Annotated in this window: 11 protein-coding genes; 5 read left to right on the forward strand and 6 right to left on the reverse strand. The window is 60.2% G+C overall.

The features are described from left to right. Positions 1 to 73: 73 nt before the first annotated feature. The 3 genes from ACYVNQ_RS30680 to ACYVNQ_RS30690 are packed head-to-tail and all read right to left on the reverse strand — an operon-like array spanning position 74 to position 2,844. Positions 74 to 1,420, reverse strand: coding sequence for a ribosomal protein L7/L12 (locus ACYVNQ_RS30680; RefSeq protein WP_460908071.1), 1,347 nt, complete (start codon positions 1,418 to 1,420; stop codon positions 74 to 76). Between the two features lie 30 nt (positions 1,421 to 1,450). Further along, positions 1,451 to 1,999 carry a hypothetical protein gene (locus ACYVNQ_RS30685; protein WP_460908073.1) on the reverse strand — a complete coding sequence of 183 codons (549 nt, stop codon included), beginning with the start codon at positions 1,997 to 1,999 and terminating at the stop codon, positions 1,451 to 1,453. 2 nt (positions 2,000 to 2,001) lie between these two features. Next, a complete protein-coding gene (locus ACYVNQ_RS30690; protein ID WP_460908075.1) occupies positions 2,002 to 2,844 on the reverse strand; it encodes an SPFH domain-containing protein in 843 nt (280 codons plus the stop codon). Positions 2,845 to 3,178: 334 nt separating this feature from the next. Between ACYVNQ_RS30690 and ACYVNQ_RS30695 the strand changes: the two genes are divergently transcribed. Further along, positions 3,179 to 3,628, forward strand: a complete 450-nt coding sequence (locus ACYVNQ_RS30695) for a hypothetical protein (RefSeq protein ID WP_460908077.1) — start codon at positions 3,179 to 3,181, stop codon at positions 3,626 to 3,628. A 483-nt stretch (positions 3,629 to 4,111) separates the two neighbouring features. Beyond that, positions 4,112 to 6,079: an alkyl/aryl-sulfatase gene (locus ACYVNQ_RS30700; protein ID WP_460908079.1), complete on the forward strand. Its 1,968-nt coding sequence runs from the start codon at positions 4,112 to 4,114 to the stop codon at positions 6,077 to 6,079. A gap of 169 nt (positions 6,080 to 6,248) precedes the next feature. Here the strand turns inward: ACYVNQ_RS30700 and ACYVNQ_RS30705 are convergent, their stop codons facing one another. After that, the gene (locus ACYVNQ_RS30705) at positions 6,249 to 7,787 is read right to left on the reverse strand and encodes an IS3 family transposase (RefSeq protein ID WP_460908081.1); all 1,539 of its coding nucleotides are present in this window, start codon (positions 7,785 to 7,787) and stop codon (positions 6,249 to 6,251) included. Between the two features lie 70 nt (positions 7,788 to 7,857). Beyond that, complete coding sequence (locus ACYVNQ_RS30710) at positions 7,858 to 10,044, reverse strand: NHL repeat-containing protein (RefSeq protein WP_460908083.1); 2,187 nt, start codon at positions 10,042 to 10,044, stop codon at positions 7,858 to 7,860. 683 nt (positions 10,045 to 10,727) lie between these two features. Between ACYVNQ_RS30710 and ACYVNQ_RS30715 the strand changes: the two genes are divergently transcribed. Next, on the forward strand, positions 10,728 to 14,873 hold the full coding sequence (locus ACYVNQ_RS30715; RefSeq protein ID WP_460908085.1) for an ATP-binding protein: 4,146 nt from the start codon (positions 10,728 to 10,730) through the stop codon (positions 14,871 to 14,873). A gap of 402 nt (positions 14,874 to 15,275) precedes the next feature. Here the strand turns inward: ACYVNQ_RS30715 and ACYVNQ_RS30720 are convergent, their stop codons facing one another. Beyond that, entirely contained in the window at positions 15,276 to 16,430 is a 1,155-nt protein-coding gene (locus ACYVNQ_RS30720) for a porin (protein WP_460908087.1), read from the reverse strand. A 444-nt stretch (positions 16,431 to 16,874) separates the two neighbouring features. On the opposite strand from ACYVNQ_RS30720, the gene ACYVNQ_RS30725 reads away from it, so the two are divergent. Together ACYVNQ_RS30725 and ACYVNQ_RS30730 are read left to right on the forward strand one after the other, a co-directional pair. Beyond that, on the forward strand, positions 16,875 to 17,144 hold the full coding sequence (locus ACYVNQ_RS30725; protein WP_460908089.1) for a DUF4148 domain-containing protein: 270 nt from the start codon (positions 16,875 to 16,877) through the stop codon (positions 17,142 to 17,144). Between the two features lie 285 nt (positions 17,145 to 17,429). Then, complete coding sequence (locus ACYVNQ_RS30730; RefSeq protein WP_460908091.1) at positions 17,430 to 22,973, forward strand: trifunctional serine/threonine-protein kinase/ATP-binding protein/sensor histidine kinase; 5,544 nt, start codon at positions 17,430 to 17,432, stop codon at positions 22,971 to 22,973. Positions 22,974 to 23,081: the final 108 nt, after the last annotated feature.

Genomic DNA, 23,081 nt, shown 5'->3' on the forward strand with positions numbered 1-23,081 from the left:
GCATCCTGCCGACGAGAAGGCTATTGAATGAGCGGTCCGGCGCTGCGGGCGTTTATCGGCATGGGCCCACACGCTATTCGATCCTGGCGCTCGCGCCCGCCTGTCCGAGCGCGTCGACGTGACGCTGCGCCTCGGCGCGCGACAGATCGCGTTGTACCGTCACGGACAGCCCTTGCTGCGCATCCTCGGCCATCTGCTTGAGCGGCTTGAGGCCGAGATCCGGGCGAATCCTGACGAGCGCGCGCACCACGTTCACCAGGTGGTCGCCGGCGTGGGTCAACACCACCGCGCAGTCGCGTGGGTCGGACGGATCGTCGCGCGACGACGACGCCGATGACGACGACGCACTCGCCACCGTCGCGCCAGCCGCTTCAAGCGCGGCCTTGACGCGTTGCGCCTCGTCGTCGGAAGCGAATGGGCCGAGCATGTTCGGCACGCGCTCAACGAAATTTTTGGCGTCGGCGAGGCTCATGCCGGGGCGCACGTCGCGCACCGCCTTGATCAGCCTGATCTTGTCGTGGCCCGCGTCGATCAGCACCACCGCGTGCTGCGCGACGCCGTTGATCGACACGCTGACATGCCGCTCGATCACCGGCGCGTTGATACGCAGCGCTTCGTACGGATTGCCGTAGCCCATTTCGATTGAATCGATCGCGAGGGTAGACGGATCTTCCGGGTCGTAGCGCAGCGGCAGTTCCGCGCCGACCTGCGCAATGCGCGCGGCTTTCTCGGGCGTCGACAGGCTCGTCGTCAGTTCGGCGCGATAAGGCCAGCCGCGCTCGGGGCTGACCTCGAGATCCAGGCGCCATTTGCTGAAGCCGCGCGCGGCGAGCGCCGGGTTGGCCATCGGCAACGCTTCGACCAATTTCACCACGCCTTTCGCGCGTTCGCCCTGCGTGAGGATCTGCGGGCCAAGCACCAGCGCGTCGAGCCGGTTGCCATCGCGCGGCAGCGTCTGGCCGCCGGTCATCGACGCGGGCGCGATCGTCACGGTGGACGGATCGGCGGAATCAAGCAGCACGTAGACGCGATCGCCGACGGCCAGCGTCTGGTCAACGGGCGCGGGTGCCGTGACGTGGCACTTCGGCGCGCCGATCGCGTCGAGTTCGAGCGCGAGTTCGCGTGAACCTGCGAACGGCGAGCCGTCCGACACCACCCGCGCGACGCCGAGTGCGGCCGATGCCGATGCCGTTGCCGTTTGCAGCGACACCGATTGCAGTGCCGTGGCGATCGCGGCGTCGATCTGCGTCTGAAACGCGTTGTTCGAAGCCGCGTTCGACGATGAGGCCGTCGACGAGTACGGCTCCATCGTCGAGTCCATCATGGATGCCCCGCGCCGTCTGCGGCCGCGCCGGATCGACATGACGATCAATGCGGCGACCACGGCGATCACAATCGCGACGAGCGTGTCGACAGACATGTTTTCTCCTCACAAGGAAAGCTCGCGGCGCTACAGCCGACGTTCGAGCAACGCCGCCTCGCGCTCGCGCAGGGTCTGCCCGATCGCGGCGAGCCCTTCTTCGAGCGTGTCCAGATGATCGAGCAGCCACGCGGCGGCGCGCCTCTCGATGGTTGCGTGCAGCAGCGCGCATTGTCCGACCAGCCGTTCGTCGCTCGCGATCAATGCGACCAGCGTGTCCGCCTCGTGCCGGAAGCGCTGCGTCATGCGGTCGTTTTCCGGGGTCGGCTGTGACTGCATGCGGCCTTTCAGCACGCCGATATCCGCCGCGAGACGCTCCAGTTTCTGCGCGTTGGCGACGACCATTGGATCGGGAAACGGCTGCGCGCGCGTCGGCGTGCCAAAGGTCTCGCGGCGATACGCCGACTCCGCCGCGACGATCAGTGCGCGCGTGTTGCCGAGCAGCCAGTCGGCCTTGCTGCGCACCAGCTGATCGTCGGCGCGCAGCTGGTTTTCGCGGCGGTAGAAGTGGTAGCCCCAGCCGTTGAACAGGTCGAGCGCCGCGCGGCGCAGCGCGCCTTCGTCGTAGAAATCGGCCACGTTCAGCCGTTCCGCGCGAGCCCGGTGTCGGCGTCGCCGACCTGATACACGCCGCTGGTGGTGCCGCCGATGTTGAACGGCATGCCGACCGCCGCATTCGGCGCGGACACGAGGCCGCGTTCGGCCATGCGCATCGCGAGGTAGTAGCGCACCGCTTCGATCGGCGTGAGGCCGATGGCCTGCAAGGAGATCAGTTCGCGCATGCGTTCGTCTTTCGGCACGATCAGCACTTTCAGGTCGTTCAGCAGAATGCCGAACGTGCGCAGAAAATCGCTCAAATGGCTTTTGACGGCTTCGCGGATTTCGCCGATGTGTTCGTTGATATTTTCCATTCTGGTGACCTGCACGATCTGGTTGATCGATTGCTCGATCGCAGGGCCGGCATAATCTGCGACCTCGCGAATATCGATCACGTTGCCGTTGAAAGGCAGATGGGTAATGAGATCGAGTGCAGCTTCCTTGCTGTCGACGTGAATATAATAATCGACCTGATAAGCCATTTCGGCCATTTCTGCGCTGGTCGCGACGCCCTGACTGCGAATCAGCAGTTTCGACCGGTTTACGTAAATCACTTCGAAAACCCACGGCGATGCATTGCCGAAAAACCCTTGCACGATCGAACCGAGGAGCGGCTTGTCGGGCGTGGTGAGCGCGTATTGGCCGGTGTCGTAGACGTTCAGCACGGCTCCGCGCGACTTCAGCACGCAGAAGTGATTACTTTCCACTGTCAGTAACGACCCTGAAACGATACTTTCGTCGACGATTTTCACCGCGAGACTATTGGTGCCGAGCATATCGGTGCCGTCTCGCTGAAGCGATGTAATGACTTGCCGCGTGATCGCCATGCTTTTCCCCGTGTCTGTGTACCGTCGACGGATTGATTCCAGCCGGACGGCGCGTGAAAAGATAATGCGCGAGGCGTAACAATAACGCAGCAAACCATTTTAATCCAATCTTCGAATTAGCCATCGATCGGCTTTCGAATCGTTTATTTGATGATATTCCGAGGTCACATTAGCGCACGACGACCGTTGCTGGATCATCGCTCCTGCACGCGACGGCGCATACGAGCCACCGCACGTCGAGATTCAGGCGGATACTCAACGCTGCAACTATGAGTATCCAAACTGCGGTGACAAGGTGATTTAAGCGATGCGAATACGACTTACTGTATGGATCGTGGCAGCAAGCATCTTTGTCGCCGCATTTTGCTTGCCGCCCGTGCAGTTACCCACGTACGTCGACTGGGTCATCAGAGCCATCCTGGTCACCCTGTTTGCCCTTGCCGTTGTGCTCGCCACCTTTGGCATGGGTCGCGCAGTGGTCCGTGCCTGGGCGCGCTTGCGCCTGTTGCGAGTTGGCCGACAGACGCGGGCGAAGGTGCTCGACGTCACAGTGTCAGGCATGCTACAGCCCACCATTGACGACATCGTAATCGTCCAGATGAGGTTGGAGTTGATCTTCGAGCAACCCGCTCGGCTTGTTGACTTGCAAGAGACAATAGATGTCGATTGGGTGCCCAAAGCGGGAGACGAAGTCCCGATTCTGGTCGATCCGCGCAGACCGTGGTGCTTCAGATTGTCGCCGGATTTCTATGACCGCACGACCGGCAGCAGCGAGAGATTCTGACCCAACAAAATGACCAGTAAAGCGCCTTCAGTTCGCCCCGATGTGACCTGACGCGTCGCAATCGGCAGCTACAAACTTCGCGTTATCGCGGACCACGCTTCAGTCGCTGAACAGATGACGCATGGGTAAAGCGTCACGAGACCTCGATGCCGCATCTCTACAGAAACGGCCATTTGCAAGCCGCTCCCGATGTCCGTCAACGGTCTTCCCGCCCGATGCAGCTGGCCGTTTCGGAGCACAAGAAAAACTTGGCACATCCGGTGTTCATTTCAATTATCTTGGCCTGAATGTTTCCCATGGCTGCTCTGCCTGACGCCGTCCCGTATTGGACGAAGGTCCAATATCACATCCCTTCTATGCTCTTTATCATTCGCCTGTACAGACTCGTGAAGCGTCAGCGTTGTCGCTTGACGAATTCTGTCCGAGGCCGGGTGAGAGGGCGATCAAGGTGTGGTCATGCTACTACCTTGTGGAGGCGACACGATGCGTGCTGCGAAACTGCTTGCTGGACTTTACATTCCTGTCGCCTTGGCGATGCAAAGTCCGGCGTTCGCGCAAACATCGAAGGATGCGACGTCCGCGACCATCCAGGTAAACGAAAAGCTACGTAGCTACCTCAATTTTGCCGATCAACAGGATTTCGAGGACGCGAGACGGGGCTTCATCGCCGATCTGCCGAGCCCGGTAATCAAGGGCGATGCAGGTAACGTCGTCATCGATCTTTCGCAATACGACTTTCTGAAAAGCACGAGTGCGGCGCCCGCAACGGTCAATCCGAGTCTCTGGCGGCAGTCTCAGATTCTCGCGATCCGCGGCCTGTTCAAAGTGGTCGACGGCATCTATCAGGTACGCAATATCGACCTTGCAAACATCACGTTCATTCGTGGCAAGACGGGCTGGATCGTGATAGATCCGCTCACCTCGACGGAGACCGCAAAAGCTGCCTACGACCTGATCAATGACAAGGTCGAGCGACTGTCCGTGTCAGCCGTGATCTTTACCCATAGCCACGTTGATCACTTTGCCGGCGTTCGTGGCATTGTCGACGAGAAAGACGTCCGTGCAGGCAAGATTCCGGTAATCGCCCCGAAGGGATTCATGGAAGAGGCTGTCAGCGAAAACGTGTTTGCCGGCAATGTGATGAGCCGTCGGGCGTCGTACATGTACGGCAACCTGCTGCCGAAAGATCCGCGCGGCAATGTCGGTGGCGGTCTTGGCATAACGACTGCTTCTGGCTCGATCACGTTGTTCGAACCGAGCAAAGTGATCGAGCAGACAGGCGAGAAGCTGACAGTGGACGGCATCGATGTTGTGTTCCAGATGGCGCCCGGCACCGAAGCGCCGGCGGAAATGCTGTTCTATTTCCCGCAATTCAAGGCGCTCGATCTAGCGGAGGACGCGAATCATACGCTGCACAACATCCTGACCTTACGTGGCGCGAAAGTGCGTAGCGCGCAGAAGTGGTCGTATTACCTCGATCAGACCATCGATTTATGGGGCGGTGAAGCGCAGGTATCGTTCGGCAGCCATCACTGGCCGCAGTGGGGCAATGACCGCGTGGTCAAACATCTGAAGAAGCAACGCGATCTCTACAGGTACATCAATGACCAGACGTTGCGTATGGCCAATCAGGGCCTCACGATGCACGAGATTGCCGAGCAGTTCGTGCTGCCGGACTCATTGGCAAAGGAGTTCTATGATCGCGGCTACTACGGCAACCTGAAGCATAACGTGCGGGCGACCTATCAGCTATATCTGGGATGGTGGGACGCGAATCCGGCCGACTTGGATCCGCTGCCTCCGGCGGACGAAGCGAAGAAGTACGTCGAGCTGATCGGCGCCGACAGAATCATGTCCAATGCACGTGCAGCGTTCGCGAAGGGCGACTACCGCTGGGCCGCGACCATTACGAACAAACTCGTGTTTGCTCAGCCAGGCAATCGGGAAGCGCGCCAGCTGGAAGCGGACGCGCTCGAACAGCTCGGATACCAGGCGGAATCGGGGCCGGTGCGCAACTTCTATCTGAGCGGCGCGCAGGAACTGCGCGGCGGCGTCAAGAAGGTGGCGACACCCAATACCTCGTCACCCGACATCATTCGGGGCATGACGACGGAAATGTTCCTCGACTTTATGGCGATACATTTAAATGGTCCGCGCGCCGGGGATCAGCACTACGCGTTCAACGTAATCTTCCCCGACATAAAAGAGCACTACTCGCTGACAATCGAAGACGGCGTGATGAATTACGGCAAGGGAAAGACGCTGTCGAACGCGGATGCGACTATTACGCTTGACCGCTCTACGCTGGATGATATTGCTCTGGGAAATCTAAAGCTTGGCAATCTCGCGGATAGCGGCAAGGTGCAGTTCGTCGGCAACCGCCAGAAATTCAAGGACATGCTCGCGCTATTCGACAAATTCGATTTCTGGTTCACCATCAGTGAACCGTAATTCCGCTTTTTGCAGGTTGAGCTGCCAGCGACCGCTATAGGACCCGAAAAAACCTCAGCTAGACCTCAAAAAAAGGAAGAAAAAACGCCCCAGGTCGATGTCTCAACACATCAGGGGCGGGTCGATTTTAGATGCAATAGGGGGGATGCGGCTATTTTCTTGGACTGTTTTATGTCGTTAGGCCGAGGCTTTCACGGTACTCGATGGGGCTGAGATAGCCAAGGGAGCCCTTGATCCGTTTCTCGTTGTACCAGCGGACGTAGGCGTTCAGTACCGCAACGAACTCCGCGATGGTTGTCGAACGCCAGTCTCCTGGGTAGAACATCTCGGTTTTCAGCCTGCCGAAGAATCCCTCACACGCCGCATTGTCTGGGGAACAGGCTTTCCGCGACATGGATCGAATCAGATTAGCCTTTGCAACCCGCGATAGCCAGCCAGGCCAACGGTAGTGGCCACCCCGATCGGAATGCACGATCGGCGTTTTATCTTCTTCAGTCACGGTCTCAATAGCCGCATCTAACATGGTATTCACGAGCTCTGCGTCAGGGCTCGTGCCAATCGACCAGCTGACCACCATGCCATCGAAGCAGTCGATCATGGGCGACAGATATACCTTCCCCGCAGGAATCTGGAACTCGGAGATATCGGTCACCCACTTTTCGTTGGGCGCGTCGGCACGGAAATCGCGATTGATGATGTTATCTGGGGCGGGGCTGATTTCCCCGATATAAGAACGGTATCGGCGCCGCCTGGGCCTGGCTGCATGGAGACCGCCCTGTTTCATGAGGCGACGCACGACTTTCTCCGATAGAAACACACGTTGTCGGCCGAGCGCTGCCTGCACCCGACGATAGCCGTAGGATCGGTGATTGTCCTCGAAGATCTCTGCAACGGTACGACGGACTTCCGCATATTTGTCGGCAACCCGTATGGGCGACCGATGGTAGAAATAGGAGCTGCGCGCCAGGTCCAACCGCGCAAGCAACTCAGCCAAACCGTATTCTTCTCTCAGGGCGTCAACCAGCGTCGTCTTCTCCCGGTTGCTCAGGAGTGGCAGGTCGACGCCCAGATCTTTTTTTAGGAGTTCATTCGCCTTCTTCAGCAGGTCGTGTTCAAGCTGCAGATTGCGAATGTCGCGCCGGAGCCCTTCGACCTGCCGCGCCAGTTCGTCCCGATCCGTCTCTGCAGGTGATCGCTTGTCGCGTTTCATGGATGCGGGGGCCTCTCGGCCGAGTAACTGGTTCTTCCAGTTGTACAGCGTCACCCTGTCGACGTCCAGCTGTCGCGCCAACGCCAGCGCACTGCCTTCACGTGTGCATAGTTCGTACACCGCGGCCTGCCTGGACTCCAATGACGCGGCCGGTCGACCTGCCTTGCCAACCACGCATCTCCTGGTTTCCGGATAGCGCTCGCGAACCCACGCCGTCAGTATCTGGCGACAGGGATAGCCTAATGCCCTGAGGGTGAAGGCGAAGCAGCGTCCGTGGTTAACGTAGTGCTCGAGTGCTACGTTCTTCTGTTTCTCTGAATACTTCGGCTTTCCGCGAACATACTCCTTCTGCAGATCGCCACTGCTCTCGAATTCCGCACACCACGCCTTAAGAGAATTCTTCGTCGGGTAACCCAACTGACGGATGGTCGCCTTGATGCGCTTCCCGAGTTTCAGGTACAGCTCGACCGCCCGAACGCGGTCTTCGTATGAATACATGGACTACCTCCAGGTAGTCCAAGATTTTGTCCGCATCCCCAGGGAATCAGTTTCCGGTGCAAATCAACACTTAAGGCTTCCACTGGTACATCAGAATTTTTGCTCGTGCGTCGTCTTCGACGAGGATGTCGTATTCGCCGTTCGCGCGTAACGTCGCGCTGATGCCGAGCTCTACATCCACCTGGCCACTTGTCTTGCCGACGTTTGCGTCCGGCGTCATGTAGCCGACCATCTGGCCACTTCGCGAGTCGTACACGGTGATTCTCTGCGTGTATAGCTCGGCGACAAACAGATAGTTGCCAGCGATCGCAACTCCCACGGTGGTCACCGGCGGGTTGGCTTGGGTATTCCACGGAAGGGAGATCACGTATTGCGGCGTAGCAGTACCTGAGCTCCAGTTGTCGTAACGCGCGAGTACTGGACCTGCTTCCTTCCAGCGAGACGCGTCCCATGGGATCGCCGCGGTGAAGCCGGAGATATACATCGTGTCAGTCTCCGGGACATACAGCACGCGGCCGATACGTGTGAACGGCGCGGGCATCGCGTAAGTCCTGGCGGCGGTGTAGCGGTAAACCGGGTTGCCAACGGAGTCGAACCCTTGCAGCGGGAGCTCTCGCACTCCGCTCAAAGGAGTGCCGAACCAGAGATTGCCAAGCGTATCGACCCAGATAAAGCTATTCCCGATCTTGCTACCGACAGACGGATTGCTTGTGAGTTCGTCGGTGGTAAGGGCGCCATCGCCGTTTGCATCGCGCCACATCCATTCACCCACTGCCGGCTGTCCCGCCGGGAACCCGCCGGTGATGGGGATTTCTGCGAACATGCCTGACGGAATGGCGATGTTGCTGTGGATGCTGTCGAACCGGTACACGAATAGCGCATGCGAATACGGATCGAGCGTGTACAGATAAGGCCTGTTGCCGTTCAGACGTCGCAGCATGGGTTGACCGCGAACCTTGCGACCCAGGTTGATCGATGGGTCGCCCGGATACCAGAGATGGTTGACGGTGAACGCCGAGTAGGCCCACTGATGACCAACCGGCTTGCTCCAGTCGATGGTAAAGACTTTAGAGCCGGTGTAAATCGTGTTGGGCGAAGCCGGATCGAACATCGCACCGTCCACAAACAGTAGCCCGTCGAGTTCCCACCTAAGCGCGCGCGACATACCAGCGAAGCTCTGTAACACCGCGCCCGAGCCGACTGATGCGGACGCTAGCGTGCGCGGCCCCTCTCCGTTCTGGCCAACGTAGATATTGCCCGCTGAGTCAAAACCGATGCCGGTGATGCCGTTGAAGCGCCCGATGCCGGTGGTACCCGCCACGCCGTGGAAGATTCCGTTCGCGGTGCCGATCGACGCTGCCTGCTGCGTCTGTCCGCCAGCGGTCTTGTTGTAGACCAGAATCTGCTGCGTCGGACCGTTGTCAGCGATGCACAGCTGACCCGATGGCGCAATCGCGACATCGGTCGGTACTGCGTTGACGGGTAACACGGGCGCTCCGGCCAACGGGGCGCCCGTCGGCGAATAGTGTGCTACGGCGCCACGTCCGGCCAACGCACCGGTTAAAACCCACAGCGTGCCGTCCTTATCGAGTGTGAGTCGACCAGGCGAAGTGACGTTGAACGAGCGCTTGCGCTGCATCGTGTTCGCATCGAACACGATAATCTGGTTAGTGTACTGGTCTGATACGTACAGTTCGGTGTCGCTCGCGGCTAGCCCTCGAATGCCGGCATCGGTGCCGAACGGAACGGTGTCGATCATCAGGAAGCTATTCTTGCTGGCATTCGCACTGTTGGCGATGCCGCCGGCAAACGGTGCGCCCTTGGCGATGCTTCCAGCGGTTCGACGGGTGATGCCGAACCAGCTCTCGCCAGCCGGCGGATAGTCGGCTCCGACCAGACCGCCGTTCGAATTGCCGATGGACATCGCGGCATAAATATACGAGCGGTTAGACGTGATCGCATCGCCGCCTGCTGCGCCCCAGCCGTGCGTGGCTGCCGCGAGACCAAGCTTGTCGCCGTTTTTGTACGCGGCAATTTCACTGCCGGCTTCGTCCCACGGCGAGTTTGTATATACAGTGCCGTCTGGTGCGACGCTAATAGCCTGGATGTCTTGCTGCATCCATTTGCCGTCACCGAAACCGAACGAATTACCGATCCATGAAGTGGTGTAATGCAGTTGAGCCTGCGCGTTGCTATTTAGCGGGCAGCAGCAACTCAGTGCCAATAGCGTTGCCGCCAGGCGTGTTAGGGATTTCACGTGAACTTCCTTGCGAGATTAGGTGGTACGCACCACGACGGCGCAGCGCCTGCCGCGGTTATCGACCCAAGCAGAAACGTGCCGCTGAAGATGCATGTGCACATTACTCACCGGAAGTTCGGGGCCATCGCATTGCAAAGGGAGGTAACCACGCTCTGTTTAGAGATTTGATTTTCGGCATTCCAGTCTGACAAAACTCACGCATCTACTCATGCGGAAACGGCATGTCGTAGTTCGCGAATTAATCAATGTCCCTGATTACAGAAGGTTACGACTGGCGGTTATGATGAGCTTTCTGGCCTTTGCGAAGGGAGTTCGGCGCGGCCATAATGGTCAGATGCAACCCGGCGTGCTTGCGCTCCGCCGGACTGGTCACAACGCGGTTGTATTGCCGCACGAAAGTTGAGATTGCCGAATTTCCGCTTGTCCTTTTATCCTATAGACGTGGACATAGCGAGGCCCCCTCCGGAGGGGTACAACGAATGTTATCGGAAGCTCGATCCAGTCAAATGCACCACTCTCGCGGCGAGTCGCAAGTGGGTGCGGAATGTCTGGCCGGTCCAGGCGAGGCTTGCGCGCTTGCTCGCGCAGTCGATTGGGCTAGCACGGCAATTGGGCCAGTAGAAACCTGGTCGCAGGCACTACGTTCGACCGCATCGCTGGTACTGCACAACCATTCTCCGATGCTGCTGTGGTGGGGCGAGGAGTTCGTACAGATTTACAACGACGCGTACCGGCCCGTGCTTGGCGCGAAGCACCCCCGTGCGATGGGGCAGCGTTTTTCCGACTGCTGGAGCGAGGTTTTCCACATACTTGGCCCGATGGCCGAGCGGCCTTTTCGCGGCGGCCCAGCATCGGTCAGCGACGATATCGCCGTGCTGATCGAGCGCAATGTACCACGCGAGGAAACGCATTTCAGGCTCGCTTATAGCCCGGTTCCAGACCAGTCTGTCGAGAGCGGCATCGGCGGTGTGCTCGCAACGGTTGCCGAGATTACCGAGCAGGTTCATGCCGACCGCCAGCTGCGTACGCTTCGGGAGTTGGGCTCGCGCGGGCTGTCTGACGTTCAGACCGTCGAGCAGGCGTGTGTCAATGTCGCCGCGGTGCTCAAGGAGAACCATTGGGATCTGCCATTCGCATTGCTCTATCTGATCGATGACGAAGGCACATACGCAAGCCGGGTAGCCAGCGCGGGCGTCGATCTGCAGTTGCTCGACCGGCTCGCGCCCGCCCGGCTCGAGCTTGGCAATGAAGCCGCAGACGACCTCTGGCGAATCCATGCCGCCGCACGCGAGCGTCGCGTCGAGATCGTGCCGCAGCTGCCGCAGCCGCAGGACACACTGCCGCGAAGTGCGTGGGACGAGGCAACGCAGTCCGCTATCGTGCTACCCCTCGCTTCACCCGACCGGCCTCACGCTTACGGTGTGCTCATTTGCGGCCTCAGTCCGCACCGCGTCCTCGACAGCAGCTATCGCAGTTTTTTTGAGCTGGTAGCGTCCCAGGTCGTCACGATGATCCGCAACGCGCGAGCGCTCGAGGAAGAGCGCAAGCGAGCCGAGGCTCTGGCCGCGATCGACCGTGCGAAGACGGCCTTCTTTTCGAACGTCAGTCACGAGTTCCGCACGCCTTTAACGCTGATGCTGGGTCCCGTCGCTGAGCTCATTTCAGATCCAGCCCTTCCTGAGCACGCACGTATCAGCCTCGATCTTGCACATCGCAATGCATTGCGGCTGCTGCGGCTGGTCAACACCCTGCTCGATTTTTCTCGCATCGAGGCGGGCCGCGTTCAGGCATCCTACGAGCCAACCGATCTGGCCAGACTGACGCGTGAACTCGCCAGTACATTCCGATCCGCGGTGGAAAGCGGCGGTCTGGCCTACGACGTCGATTGCCCGCCGCTAGCGGAGTCGGTCTACGTCGATCGGGAAATGTGGGAAAGGATCGTTCTCAACCTGCTTTCGAACGCCTTCAAGTACACGCTCAAGGGACGGATTTCGGTACGGCTGCGTGTCCAGCAGCGTCAGGCGATATTAGAGGTGAGCGATACGGGTATTGGTATCGCTGAACACGAACTGGCCAGTATCTTCGAGCGTTTCCATCGTGTCGAAGGAAGTGCCGGCCGCACTCAGGAGGGAACTGGAATCGGGCTGGCGCTGGTTCAGGAACTGGTCAAGCTTCATGCAGGCTCAATCACGGTGGTCAGCAAGCTGGCTAGCGGCACCACCTTTCGCGTCGCTCTACCGCTAGGCTCGGCACACCTGGCTCCCGATCGGCTAAAAGCGGCAGCCTCCGCACACGCCACTGCGATGAGCGCCCAATCTTTTGTGGAGGAAGCGCTTCGTTGGGTTCCAGAAGGCGCTACCGATACGCTGGCCAATTCCTTGGGCGTCGTGCCTGACGCTATTCCAGTTGCAGATCGGCCGTTGAATTCAGATCACAGAAGGCCTCGCGTGCTGGTAGCCGACGACAATGCCGACATGCGCGCCTATGTACGACAACTTCTCGCCGGGCGATACGACGTCGAGGTGGTCGACAACGGAATCGCAGCACTGGAGGCAGCGACCCGGCAACGGCCCGATCTTGTTCTTGCCGACATCATGATGCCGCGGCTCGATGGTCTTCGTCTGCTGCAGGCGATCCGGACCGACAAGCAGCTCCTCGATGTACCGGTCATTCTGCTTTCGGCACGCGCAGGAGAAGAGGCACGCGTCGACGGCTTGAAATCGGGCGCTGACGACTACCTCGTCAAGCCGTTCTCTGCGCGCGAGCTGGTTGCCCGGATCAACGCATTGCTCGAACTCACTGCACTGCGCCGAAACAGCGATGAGCGTTTCCGCGCGCTGGTCAGCGCATCATCCGATGCGGTCTATTCGATGAATGCCGACTGGACCGAAATGCGCTTTCTGCACGGCAGAAATTTTATCGCCGACACGAGAGATGCAACGTCGACCTGGGTTGAGCGCTATATCGAGCCGGAAGATCGACCCAGGGTGTTGGCCTGCATCGAGCAGGCTATTCGCAACAAAAGCAGGTTCGAACTCGAGCATCGTGTACGTCGAGTCGACGGTTCACAAGGCTGGACGCTGTCCCGTGCGATTCCGGTCTTCGACGCGTCCGGTACGGTAGTCGAATGGTTCGGCATGGCGGTCGATATGACCGAGCGCAAACGCGTCGAAACAGTGTTGCGCGATACCGCAACATGGTTGACCGCTCAGAAGGAGGCGTTCCAGGCGGCGGTAAACAACGCGCCGCTCGCAGTCTCGCTCGGGATTCTCGCCCATGCTGTGGTCGAACAAATGCATGGCGAGGCACGCTGCGCGTTCTATATCGCCAACGCAGAGCAGACTGAACTGCGGCACGTCACGGGTATGCCCGATGAATATGCCCACGCCGTCGAGGGCTTTCGGATTGCTGCGGACTCGCTTGCCTGCGGCCTGGCCGCATTCAGCCGGGAGGCTGTCATCACTGCCGATGTGAACACCGATCCTCTGTGGAAGGAGTGGGTGTGGCTCGCGCGACAGCAGGGCTATCGTGCCTGCTGGTCGTTTCCCGTCGAGACGTCGACTGGGAGGGTGGTCGGCACGTTCGCCATCTACCGACAGGAGCCGGGCGAGCCCACATCTCACGACGTTGAACTGGCGACACGGCTGGTGCAATCCGCGGCGATCGTCATATCGCGTCATCAGGAAGCCGAGGAACGCGCGCACGGCGTCGAGGCGCTGCGTATTGCCGACCGTCAAAAGGACGAGTTTCTGGCGATGCTCGCACACGAGCTTCGCAATCCGCTCGCGCCGATCGCCAACGCTGGCGAGTTGTTGTCACGCGTGATCCGCGATGATGCGCAGGTGCAGCCGGCAATCGGCATCATCAAACGGCAGACGGCGCAGATGACACGGCTGGTAGACGACCTTCTCGATGTTTCACGCATCACCCAGGGCCGGGTTACGTTGCAGCACGCACCGGTGGATCTCGCGAAAGTGGTCGCTCAGGGTGTGGAGATGGTGGAAGCGCGGTTGCGCGAAAAGCGGCACACGCTTACCGTCGAGACCACCACAAGCGACGAACCGTTGTTCGTCGAGGGCGATATGGTTCGCCTGGTCCAATGCGTGGGCAACGTTCTCACGAACGCTGTGAAATACACAGACCCGGGCGGCGTGATCCGCGTATGGACACGGCCAGATGACGCGAGCGCCGTGATCGGCATTTCAGACAACGGCTCCGGAATTTCAGCCGAGTTGCTGCCGCGCGTGTTCGATCTGTTCGTTCAAAGCGAACGCACGCTGGATCGGGCTCAAGGCGGGCTTGGAATTGGTCTCGCCGTGGTCAAGCGGCTGGTGAACATGCACAAAGGGACGATCAGCGTTCGCAGCGCCGGCGCCGGTCAGGGCGCGACATTCGAAATCCGGCTGCCACGGATCGCCCGGCCAGCGCGCGCGACAACCCACCCACCTCATGTGGAGGTCCATCCGTGGCGAGTGCTGGTGGTCGACGACAATCACGACGCGGCAGATTCGCTTTCGATGCTGCTCGCGCTACAGGGGCATACGCCTGAAGTCGCCTACAGCGGCGATGAGGCGATCCGGTGCGCCGAAGTTTTCCGTCCCGATGTCGCATTGCTCGATATCGGACTACCGGGCATGAACGGTTATGAACTGGCTCAGAAGCTTCGCGCACTGCCCAACCTTGAATCTATCCGGCTGATCGCGATCACCGGTTACGGTCAGCTTGAAGACCGTCAGCGTTCGCGGGCTGCGGGTTTTGACGATCACATGGTCAAACCAGTAGACCAGTCCGCGCTGCAGCGAAGTCTGGCTGCTTTGCGACACTAGAGAGGCAAAGCGTCTCGCTTGACCGACGTGTCTTGCTATGCGAGCGTCCGCTTCTCAGCGGTCAACGACACTTGAACGAAGAGTTCGAGTGTCTGAGAAGGGTCGAACTGAGCCGGTCGTTGTGCGGCTGAGTGCGATCAATCGCGAGCGCTGGACCATTGCACCGGACCTGGCGACAGTGCGACTGCTACCAAGGCTAACTATGGCGTTCGATTCATGGGTTGGCTTCTCGCGAAGAAGACATCCGGAGTTTCCGCTACCCCCGGTAGAAACGGTAAAACTGCTCGATGGGGGCTTCGGCGTCGCAAGGCAGACATCAAAGTCGAGCAAAGCTGTCGGTGTCCGGGTCGGCTCAGCCGGCCCGGACTCGCGTAGCGGCGCTACCACCATTGCAAAGTGGCGTTAGAACCGGTGCGTCATCGCCACGCGATAGACCAGCTGATTCGGCGACGACGACGCACTCGGCGCCAGTTCGCTTTGTGCATCGTCGAACTGCGTACCGGTGTGAGCGCTTTCCACATGCTGCCATGCGCCTTGCACGTACAACGACGTGCGCGGGCTCAGATCGTAGTCGAGCATCAGCGCAACCGTATGCCAGCGCGGACTATAGTTGCCGGCCGTAGTGGACAGTTTGCCGAGCGTGTAGGTATAGGACCCGCCTAGCCAGAAGTCGGGCCGGAGGAAATACTGGCCGTTCAACTGGAAATTGTCGAACTTCCAGCGTGTCCACGCACCGCCGTTCGCCGGCATGATGTTGCCGCTCAGAAACGTGTTGCTGACCGGCCCGTCGACAGAGGTCTGCGAGTACGCGGCGGCCACCTGTACCTTCTGGAATTTGTACGCAACGCCCGCGTCGATGTTCTGTTGCGATGAGCCGGTGAAGGTCGCATCGTCGGTCACCGCGCCGTTTGTGCCGACGCCGGGATGATCGATCCGCATGTAGGCAGCTTCCGCCGTCAGGCCGCCACGTTGATACTGCCCGGCAGCGCTAACCAGCCGATTGTCCTGAAATCCGCCCGCACTGTTGCTGAACCCGTACATCGCTTCGCCGGTGAAGCCCCGATAGTTCGGCGTCACATACTTGACCGAGTTATTGACGCGAAAATCCCAGTCGGCGTTGTCGTTGTCGAACGGTACCGCGCCGGCATCACCTGCCCAATTTCCCGCTGCGGTGATCGAACTGAACAGATCGACCGTCGGATCGTACTGGCGTCCGAAGGTCAGCGTGCCATAGCGGGTGGATGCCAGTCCGACATAAGCCTGCCGCCCAAACAGGCGGCCGTTTTCCCCAAGCGCACCGTTGCTCGCGTTGAAGCCGTTTTCGAGGGTGAAGATTGCGCTGAGCCCATCGCCCAGGTCCTCGCTGCCCTTGATACCCCAGCGGCTGCCCGAGACATTGCCGCTGTGCATCTGGACGGCGGAGCCGTTTCCGGCATTGTTGGTGAAGTTGATGCCTTCGTCGATCAGGCCGTACAGCGTGACGCTGCTCTGAGCATAGGCGCCGCTACAAACCAGCATCAGCGGGATGAGCAACAGCTTCCATCGGGGTTGTTTCATCGTAGTGTTATTCGTTCGGGTTCGAGGAAAAAGGGAGTGCAGATCATCGATTAATTGAAACGGCCTGTGCCCGACGGTACGAAGACCTAAGGCGAAACCGCGTGTAAGTCTAAAAAGCCAATTTCGCTGGCAAGCGACGCATTCGAAAACTGAGAATTTCGAAAAATGCCGGGAATCGCGCGCGACGCGTATGCCGAATTGGGTCAGTGAGCCCGGGCCTGTCACCGTCGAAACAACAGAAACCGGGGTTGTGCGAGGCGCCGGAACGCGCGTCCACATCCAGCGCGAGACGCAGGCTGAAATAAAAATGAAATTAGTTTCATGCGGCTGTTGTTGAGGCCGCGCGTGAGAGCAAGCAAAGTTAGCTGCAATTCTGGGCACTTGAACGGGTGCAACGGCGCCGCGACCGTTTCAAATGAAACTGCTTGCAAAAGGAGATTGCAGATGAGTAGCTATACGAAACTGATAATCGTCGTGTGCTTGAGCGTGAACGCTGTATTGCCGTCGTGCGCCAGTGCACAGGCGCGAGTGGCGAACGATCCACGCGATGGGTCGGTAAGCCAGACCGCGCAAACGGCCGTTGCCCAGGTAGGAGGATGGCAGCCTGAAACCGCGGCCCGGAAGACGCGCGCGCAGGTTTATGAGGAACTCGTCAAAGCGCAGCAGGATGGTGAGATTGCCTATTTGAATCGCACAATCTATGCGCACCACTGACCCAGGAACGCAGCCAGGAGAGCGGGTGGCCGGGTTGGCTTTCTCGGCACAGAGGCGGGCGGAGATGCTGTTGGCGGTGCGAACGGTCCAGTCGGCGAGTTGCTGCTCGCGGCCCGCGAGGTCGGGGCCATCAGCGTTTGGAGTACGACCATACCCTGCCGTCGAGTGCCAAACCTTTCGTGCTGTACTCACCTATGGCAGACTAGACTCTTACCGGTCGGGCCGACGTGTATAAAGCGCTTTTCCGCTTCGCGGCAGCAACCGGCTTGGCGATGGAGGCCTTCAGTGGGTCCGTCTCAGCAGTTCGGTGCGCATGGGGGGAGCGGGTTCCAGGTTTTATGGGACGACGGCGAGTGCACGCTTTGCCGGACCGGGTGGCAGATTGATGGCGCGCAGAACGCCGTGCTGGCCGTACGGCCAAGCTCCGAATATCCGACACTTGCCACCCTCGAGCGCCTGGTGCATGAGTACGGTCTAAAGGACGAGCTGGAATCGACGTGGGCCGCGCGGCCGCTGAAACTGCTGCGCGAAGGCGATCGAACCCTGCTGTTGCTCGAGGATCCTGGCGGCGAGCCGCTCGCCAGTCTCTTGACGGCCCCGTTGGAAGTGGGGCGCCTCTTGCGCATCGCCATCGGCATCGTCACCGCGCTCAGCAAGGTGCACCAGCGTGGCCTGCTCCACAAAGATCTGAAGCCAGGCAATATTCTTGTGAATACGAATGGTGAGGTGCGGCTTACCGGGTTCGGTATCGCCTCACACCTGGCTCGCGAGCGGCAGGCGCCCGACCCGCCGGAGACCATCGTCGGCACGCTCGCCTATATGTCCCCCGAACAAACCGGGCGCATGAACCGCTCCATCGACGCGCGCAGCGATCTCTATGCGTTCGGTGTCACGCTCTATCAAATGCTCACCGGCACCCTGCCGTTCACCGCGGCTGACCCGATGGAGTGGGTACACTGCCATATCGCACGCAAGCCGGTGCCGCCTGGCGATCGGTTGGGGGCGGTTTCCGCTCCGGTCTCGGCAATCATCATGAAGCTGCTCGCCAAGACCGCCGAGGAGCGCTATCAGACCGCGAGCGGCGTCGAGCGTGATCTGCAGCGGTGCCTCACGCAGTGGGAAGCCCGCAGTCACATCGAGATGTTTCCACTGGGGCAACAGGACACGCCTGACCGGCTGCTGATCCCGGAGAAACTATACGGGCGGGCGCGCGAAGTCGAAGCTTTGCTCGCTTCGTTCAATCGCGTCGTAAAAGGCGGCACGCCGGAGCTAATGCTAGTTTCCGGCTATGCGGGCATTGGCAAGTCCGCGGTCGTCAACGAACTGCACAAAGCGCTGGTGCCGCCGCGCGGACTCTTTGCCGCAGGCAAGTTCGACCAGTTAAAGCGCGACATACCCTATGCGACGCTTGCCGTGGCTTTCCAGGGTCTTGTGAGGTCTCTGCTCGGCAAGAGCGACGCCGAGCTCACCGGTTGGCGCGACGCCCTGTTACACGCGCTGGGCCGGAACGGAAGCCTCATGGTCGACATCATCCCCGACCTGAAGTTTGTCATCGGCGAGCAGCCGCCGGTCTCCGAGCTGCCGCCACAGGAAGCCCAACGGCGTTTCCAATGGGTGTTCCAGCGCTTCATCGGCGTCTTCGCCCGAGCCGAACATCCGCTGGCGCTCTTTCTCGACGACTTGCAATGGCTCGACGCGGCGACGCTCGATCTGCTCTACGGTCTTTTGACCGGGTCCGATCTACAGCATCTCATGTTGATCGGTGCCTATCGCGACAACGAAGTCACGGTCGACCATCCGCTGATGCGCAAACTCGAAGCCATCAAGGCTGCCGGCGGCAACGTCGCACAGATTGTGCTGGCACCGCTCGCCGAACCGCATCTGCGACAGTTGATTGCGGACGCGCTTCGCTGCGAGCGGGGGCATGCCGCACCGCTCGCGCAACTGGTGCATGAGAAGACGGGTGGCAATCCGTTTTTCGTCATTCAGTTTCTATACGCGCTCGCGGAAGAGGACCTGCTTGCCTTCGATCATGAAGCTGCGCGCTGGTCCTGGGATGTCGAGCGTATCCGCGCCAAGCAATACACCGATAACGTCGTCAACCTGATGGTCGACAGGCTCTCCCGCTTGCCGGCCGAAACGCAAACGGCGCTGCCGCTGCTGGCTTGTCTCGGCAACGTAGCCGAGGTGGCGACCGTTTCGATCGTTTTCGAGACACCGGAGGAGCAGGTCCACGCGGCGCTATGGCCCGCAGTCCGTCAGGAATTGGCCGAGCGCCTGGCGGGCGCCTACCGGTTCGTGCATGATCGCGTGCAGGAAGCAGCCTATTCGCTGATCCCGCCGGAACGGCGCAGCGAGGTGCACCTCAAGGTAGGCAGACTGCTCGCAGCGCATACGCCTCCTGAGAAGCAGGAGGAGGCGATCTTCGACGTCGTCAACCACCTTAACCGGGGCGCGGCCTTAATCGCCTCGCAGGACGAGCGCGAGCAGCTGGCCGAGCTCAATCTGATCGCAGGTCAGCGCGCCAAGGCTTCGGCCGCCTATGCGTCGGCGCTGACCTACCTCGCCGCCGGTGCGGCCTTGCTACCGGAAGATGCCTGGGAGCGCCGGAAAGAACTGAGCTTCGCACTGGAGCTGCAGCGCGCCGAATCTGAGTTCGCGACGGGCGCGCTGACGGAAGCGGAGGCGCGCCTGGCGGCGCTGTCAACGCGTGCGGGTACCACAGTCCAACGCTCAGCAGTGGCATGTTTGCGGATCGATTTGTACATGACCACCGATCAGAACGACCGCGCCGTCGCCGTCGGTCTCGACTCCCTGCGCCACCTTGGCATTGATTGGCCGTCGCATCCAACCGAAGAACAGGCGAGCCGCGAATACGAGCGGATCTGGTCGCAGCTCGGCAGCCGTACGATCGAGGAGCTTCATCAACTGCCCTTGATGAGCGACCCCGACGCGCTGGCAACCGTAGAGCTCCTGATAAGAGTGGCGGTGCCTGCGTACTTCGGGACCACGTTGCAGTTTTTTTCGCTGGCGGTCTGCCGGGCTGTCAACCTCAGTCTTGAGCACGGCCACAGCGATGCCTCATGTGTGGCCTATGAGCTGTTGGCGATGTTGGCCGGGCCCTACTTCGACAACTATGACGCTGGATTTCGATTTTCCCGGCTCGGCTATGAACTCTCCGAAAAACCTGAACTCAAGCGTTTCCAGGCGAGGACAGTCGAGACATTCGGCTTCGTCTGCGCCTGGACCCAGCATGTCCGGACAGGACGCGACCTGCTACTGAGCGCGTTTGAACTCGCGAACCGGACTGGCGATCTGACCTATGCGGGTTACGCCTGCGCTCAACTGAACACGAACCTTCTGTTGGCGGGCGATCCGCTCTGCGAGGCACAACGCGAAGCGGAGCGCAGCCTCAAGTTCGCAGGCAAATTAGGGTTCGGCGCGATCGTCGCCTGGATCACCGGACAGCTCGGGCTTATCCGGACGCTACGCGGTCTCACGACGGAGTTCGGCTCGTTTGATGATGGGCGGTTCAACGAGCTCGATTTTGAGCGCAATCTGTCAAGTCATCCGACATTGGCCGCTGTCGAATGCTGGTACTGGATACGCAAGCTGCAGGCGCGCTTTTTGGCAGGCGAATATGCGGCGGCGGCCGATGCGTCATTCAGAGCGCAACCGTGGGTGAAAGCTTCGCCGTCGGTGTTAGAAACGGCGGAGTATCACTTTTATGGCGCGCTGACGCACGCCGCATGTTGGGACATGGAAACAGTCATGTCGCGGCAGCAGCACTTTGAAGCCCTCACCGCACATCACCGTCAGCTTCAGGTGTGGGCCAGGAATTGCCCCGACAATTTCGAGAACCGCGCCGCGCTGGTCGCTGCGGAGATCGCCCGGATTGAAGGCCGCGCGCTGGACGCCATGGACCTTTACGAACAGGCCATCCGCGCAGCGCGCGCCAACGACTTTGTCCACAATGAGGCGCTCGCCAATGAACTTGCCGCACGGTTTTATGCGACACGCGGATTTCAGACGACTTCGCGAGCCTACCTGAAGGAAGCCCGTTACTGCTATACCCGCTGGGGTGCCGACGGGAAGGTGCGGCAACTCGACAAGATATATCCGTACCTGAAAACGGAAGAGACCGTACTCGCTCCCACGAGGACGGTTGCGGCATCGGTCGAACAGCTCGACCTCGCGACGGTGATTAATGTCTCGCAGGCGGTGTCGGGTGAGATTGTCCTGGACAAACTGATCGACAAGTGCCTGCGCGCGGCACTGGAGTACGCGGGTGCCGAGCGCGGCCTGTTGATGCTTGCGCAAGGCACTGAACAGCATGTCGCGGCGCAAGCCACGACTGGCGGAGACACGGTCATCGTGCAAAGGTGCGATGCACCCGTGACAGCGGCCGTGTTGCCGGAATCGGTTCTGCACTACGTTGTGCGCACCCAGGATAGCCTGATTCTCGACGATGCGACGATAGAGACATCGTTTGCCGCAGACCCGTACATCAAGGAGCGCCAGCCGCGCTCTATTCTTTGCTTGCCCTTGACCAACCAGGCCAAGCTTATCGGCGCACTGTATCTCGAGAACAATCTCGCTTCCCACACCTTCGCACCGGGTCGCATCGCACTGCTGAAGCTGCTGGCCTCGCAGGCCGCGATCACCCTGGAGAATGCACGCCTGTACCGCGATCTGGCCGAACGCGAGGCGAAGATCCGGCGCCTCGTAGAGGCCAATATCATCGGCATCATCCTCTGGGATTTCGAAGGCCGAATTCTGGAGGCGAACGACGCGTTCCTGCGCATCGTGGGTTACGACCGCGAGGACCTGATCGCGGGTCGCATACGCTGGACGACGGACCTGACGCCGTCCAAATGGCGTGACAGCGACGCACGGGTCCTTGATGAGCTGAAGTTGACTGGGGCCACGCAACCGTTCGAGAAGGAATACTTGCGGAAAGACGGCAGTCTGGTGCCCGTGCTCGTCGGCCCAGCGAGCTTCGAAGAAAATGGGAACCAGGGCGTCGCATTCATACTGGATCTGAGCGAACGCAAACGGGCAGAGGCGGAGCTACGCCAGGTGCAGATGGAGCTCGCGCACGCGAATCGAGTCGCCACGCTGGGGCAGCTCACGGCTTCGATCGCGCATGAGGTCAAGCAACCGATTAGCGCGGCGTCAACCAACGCCGCGGCCGCCATACGCTGGCTCGGCGCGCAGCCAGCCAACTTGCAGGAGGTCCAGCAGGCGCTTCATCGCATTGTGAATGACACGAAGCGAGCCGGCGATATTCTTGGCCGGATTCGCGAACATGTCGAGAAAGCGCCGCCGCACAAGGACAGCGTGGACATCAACGAGGCAGTCCGCGAGGTCATTGAACTCACGCGTGGGGAAGCTGCGAAGCATGCTGTCTCGTTGCAGGCAGTACTAGGAAATCGCTTGCCGCCTGTTCTCGGGGATCGCGTGCAATTGCAACAGGTGATGCTCAATTTGATCGTGAACGCCATCGACGCAATGAGCGCGATGCACGGGGGGCCACGCGATTTGCAGATCAGCACGACCGCAGATGCATCGCAGTGCGTTTCGATTGCCGTCTCGGATTCGGGGCCAGGATTGCCATCAGCAGGAAGTGAGCGTGTCTTCGATCCGTTCTACACGACCAAGGCGGGTGGCTTGGGCATGGGCTTGTCGATCTGTCGTTCGATCGTCGAAGCGCACGGAGGACAGCTGTGCGCGAAGCCAAACGTGCCCAGCGGCGCGGTCTTCCAGTTTGCGCTGCCAGGCGGCAGCCACGAACATGCCCCGCCCGGTGACGATGAGCGCCTCGGGTGACGTAGGCGATCGGACGTTTTCCGAATGCGGCGCAGGAGCGGATACCTAAATAAAACCAACCAAACAAAATCCCACCATTTAGACATGGCATCACCTGCCCGATTTCAG

It is taken from the genome of Paraburkholderia jirisanensis (genome assembly GCF_054782355.1).